General features: G+C 56.9%; 4 protein-coding genes. 1 reads left to right on the top strand and 3 read right to left on the bottom strand.

Annotated features, from left to right (window positions below; genetic code table 11):
- From ACF8AM_RS17165 to ACF8AM_RS17155, 3 genes are all read right to left on the bottom strand, one after another.
- Nucleotides 1–612: sulfatase-like hydrolase/transferase (locus ACF8AM_RS17165; RefSeq protein ID WP_392556816.1), on the bottom strand; the 612-nt coding region annotated here is incomplete at its 3' end.
- A 449-nt stretch (nt 613–1061) separates the two neighbouring features.
- Entirely contained in the window at nt 1062–2210 is a 1149-nt protein-coding gene (locus ACF8AM_RS17160) for an SGNH/GDSL hydrolase family protein (RefSeq protein ID WP_392556815.1), read from the bottom strand.
- Nucleotides 2211–2404: 194 nt separating this feature from the next.
- Nucleotides 2405–2971, bottom strand: coding sequence for an HdeD family acid-resistance protein (locus tag ACF8AM_RS17155; protein WP_392556814.1), 567 nt, complete (start codon nt 2969–2971; stop codon nt 2405–2407).
- Between the two features lie 54 nt (nt 2972–3025).
- On the opposite strand from ACF8AM_RS17155, the gene ACF8AM_RS17150 reads away from it, so the two are divergent.
- Nucleotides 3026–3358, top strand: a 333-nt coding sequence (locus ACF8AM_RS17150; RefSeq protein ID WP_392556813.1) for a hypothetical protein, incomplete at its 3' end; no start/stop codon positions are given.

Here is a 3358-nt window from a genome sequence, read left to right as displayed (position 1 = left end):
GTCGTCGTGAGTATGGGGTGGGTCCAGAGCTCCATCGTTGTATTCGCGGTGCGGGTCCAGAGCGGCCAACCATAGGAAAAACGGTTGATCCTTGGGACGTTCTTCGCAAGCTCGCTCCCAATCTTCGCAACCACTCGGCTGCGCCGCGATCATCTTGGCTGGTTGACCGTCCTTTCCACTCGGCAGCACAAAGCCAGCCGTGGAGGCTTCATAAATTTTGTCGAAGTGATCGCGAACAGCGTCACCCATGTGCCATTTGCCCGCCGCGGCGGTGTAATAGCCCGCGGATTGCAAACGCCCCACGAAGGTGTCGCTTGATTCGGGCAACGGCCAGTGCAACTGTTCTGCGCCAGTGTTGTGCGGGTATTTGCCCGTGATGATGCTCGCACGGGATGGGCTGCATGAATTCGTGGTCAGGTAAGCGTGCTCGAAACGCATGCCTTCCGCCGCCAGACGATCAATATTGGGAGTGCGAATTGCCGGGTGACCATAGGCTCCGCAATCATCCCAGTTCATGTCATCCGCAATGATTAGAACGATGTTCGGAGGGGAGTGAGCCATCACGGATGAGGTGATGCAACAAGCGATCAGAGCAACAAGAAATCGGCGCACGAGAATCCAGCGAGAGAGAGAGGCGGGCAAACATTCACGTCCGAAAAAAACGCGAACATCAACGAAGATGCCTCGATTCGACACAAAGCCCCCTGCGGCATCTACGACGCCCTTCAGTGGCCTGTGCGTCGAAGATCGAGCCTTCCACGGTTCACCAGTCTACACCGATTCCAAGATTCTCGCGCCGGTTCTCAACGTACAAAAACCAGTTTTCAATCAATCCAAACGTATAGATCCGAGTCGATTGAGGGACAGATCACGCACGCCCAATCGCCACGCAGCCTCTATACATTTCACGCGGCCAATGTCCTTCGCGCGCAACCACTTCTTCAATCAATCGATTGTCTGAAGATCCTCGTCACCACGACGTGCGTGAGCCGTGTCGATGGACAGACCAAACACCCCACCGGCCCCGCGTCCCCCATCGGAATCGTCCACTGCTTTGACATTCACTCCACGTTCATTGCTTTGCGAAGCACGGGCTCAAACACGTCAGCCTGACGCATGAAACCAAGGTCGCTAGCGTGAGAACCATCGGTCGCTCCGTCGCCATCAGTTCCATAAAGCTCATCGCCAGCGATGTAGTGCAGACCGGTCACTCCGTCGGCGAGCAGCGATTTGTACGCCGCCTGCAGAGCCTCGTGATTGGCGGTATGGTGAGCGTCACGTGCGGGCAAGATCCAACTGTTGGTGTTCCGGCGATCTTCCACCAACACAATCGGTGTGTGCGGTTTCGCGGCCCGAATCTGCTTGACCAATGGAATGCACCTATCGGCAACCATCGCTGCGTTCATGTTGGGCAAGCAATCGATCACATAAACCGCAGCATCGATCTGGATCAAATAATTCCCGACCTCGGGATCCATTTTCCCATTACCGGAAAAGCCGAGATTCACGACGGGCTGATCAAAGCGACGCCCAAGGATCCCCGTGTGGACCATTCCAGGTCGACTGGCACAGGCTCCGTGCGTGATGCTGGTTCCGTAAAAGACAATCGGTTTTTCGCGAGACGTCAATTGTTCAAACGAGTTCTCTGGCGACACGCCGAACTTCAGGTATTCCACGCCGTTGTAAAGCGGCAGGTAGGCAGCGTACTCGCGTGTCCCGGGTGCCAACCCATCAACCAAAAGCGTTTTGACAACCTGAGACGTTGGCCGCGTGACCTGCACCCAACGCCAATCGCCATTTCCATCGCGTGCGTACAAGTCAACTCCACTGACTCCGGTCGCAGGCATGTGTGGCATCGCCAACGCGCCACGCATCAACTTGTAGTGTATGTGAATCGCAGTGGCATCCGTCTTGAACCGAACCATCATTCCAGCCGAGTGCCGACTCAGATTCCAAACATTGGATGTCACCGAACCATCGGCCGATTTGGGAAAGCGATCGAACCATCGTTCCCGGTCTTGCTCGGGCAGAATCCGCCCCTCGATGTTTTGCTTGGCAATGTCGTACCAAGCCACTCCATCTTCGACAGTACGAACGGCCGCCATTTCGGGGTCCAAGTTGCCAATCGAATCAGCAACCTTTTCTTGTCCATTCGCGGACACAACCAAGCAGGGAATAGCAGCGGCGAGCAACAACCAATGGATCTTCATTCGAATACAACTCGATGAAAGCGGGGCAGGGCAGGGGGGGCAGGAGATCGATCCATCATCGAATCGACCCGGCTTCCAAGGAAACGAAGCCACTGAACAACATAATCGCCTCAGCGTGCTCGATGTGGGGCAGGGCAGGGCGGATTTGAACCTGCGCCGTTGCCCCCTCGAAACGCCTTGCTGGAAACCAGCGTTTATCCCTTGGTGATCCGGCTTCCCAACGACCTCAATCGGAACGCGAACACAATCATCGCGATGCTGGAGACGATCGCCAGCGCCCCCAAGACGCGGACCAGCGTCAGGCCAAAAACCATCGGTGCCGCCAACAGGGCAATGCCGATCAAAACCGAAAGCACACCAGCCAGAATCAACCATCCTTCGCCTTGAATATGACGACGATCCTGAATCGCGGCCGCAATTTCGACCACGCCTGAAACAACCACCATGGCACCGATGACGCTGATCACAATCGTCGCGGTCAATCCAGCCACCAACATCGGATTGGCGAACACGAACATACCCGCCAAGAATTCAATCACTCCTCGTACGATCGTTCCTGTTCTCGACGGAGTGTCACCGACCACTCCCGCAATGATCGCCATGACGCCATCAAACGCCAAGAAGAATCCGGCGACTTGCGCGAACGTTGCCAATGTCATCCCAGGTTGGAACAACGCGTAGATTCCAAGAACGAGTAACAACAATCCACGGATCAGCGGCAACCACCATAGCGACGCCACATCAACAAGCACGTTTCTCATGGAGTCGTTCGGTTCCGAATCAGACATCGTTGATTTCCCTTGACTTGAAGTTAAATGAACACGGCATGGCAGCGTCAGCCCATCCCCCAGGCCGAGCAGGGCCTGCAGGCCGAAGTCAGCCGGCCGGAGAACATGGAACTGCCCGACCTTTTCCTGGTGGACATCCAGCCGGAGCAGCAGCAGCCGCTCGCCGACTTCTTCCCGGACGGAGGTCCCCGCCTGTCCGAGCCGGCGCCCATGGTGCGCGGCCGGATCGTGCGGATCAACGGGGTGCCCTTCGCCGACTGGCGGCAGCAGCACGTGGACAGCGAGGAGCGGGTGTTCCGGCGCACCGAGTTCAACTTCTCCAGCCGCGCCCAGCTGGATGCGAGCGAGACCGTGGTGCGC

Origin of the sequence: Rhodopirellula sp. JB055 (genome assembly GCF_043100905.1) — a bacterium.
Lineage (GTDB): Bacteria > Planctomycetota > Planctomycetia > Pirellulales > Pirellulaceae > Rhodopirellula.
The sequence above is the reverse complement of the archived record's forward strand: the minus strand, read 5'-3'. Positions and strand labels throughout refer to the sequence as shown.